We start from the raw sequence: 397 nt of genomic DNA, 5'->3' as shown, positions 1-397 counted from the left end.
CGGGCGAATCCCCAGCCCCCTCGGGCGGGACATCTGCGCTGGGATGCGAACCTGGCATGGCCCAGGACGGAAGCGCCGCATGCAGCCGGTCGGCAAAGCGCGCGCTTGCGCTTCGCTGCCGGCCCAGCGCGAGCATGCTCGCACCGAGCCCGATGGCCAGGTCAAACGCTATCGGTATGGTGAACAAGGCGAGCTCCTGCGTGCAACGGAAAACGAACAGGAAACCCGCTTCGACTATGACGCGCAGCTCCGCCTGATCAGCACGCGGTTGCCCACCGGTGCCAAGCTCGGCACGCGCTTTGATGCGCTTGGCCGCCTGCTGGAAGAAACCGATGCAGATGGCAACGTCACGCGTCATGACTACGCCGCCGGCCTGGACAACCCCCGTGGCGACCGG

Annotated in this window: 1 protein-coding gene; it reads left to right on the top strand. The window is 67.0% G+C overall.

Annotation, left to right across the window (positions count from 1 at the left end; translation table 11 throughout):
* Nucleotides 1-79 precede the first annotated feature (79 nt).
* A partial coding sequence (locus tag RVY79_RS17800) for an RHS repeat domain-containing protein (protein WP_317465839.1) occupies nt 80-397 on the top strand: 318 nt, incomplete at its 3' end.

Source organism: Chromohalobacter sp. HP20-39, from assembly GCF_033052815.1.
GTDB lineage: Bacteria > Pseudomonadota > Gammaproteobacteria > Pseudomonadales > Halomonadaceae > Chromohalobacter.
The sequence above is the reverse complement of the archived record's forward strand: the minus strand, read 5'-3'. Positions and strand labels throughout refer to the sequence as shown.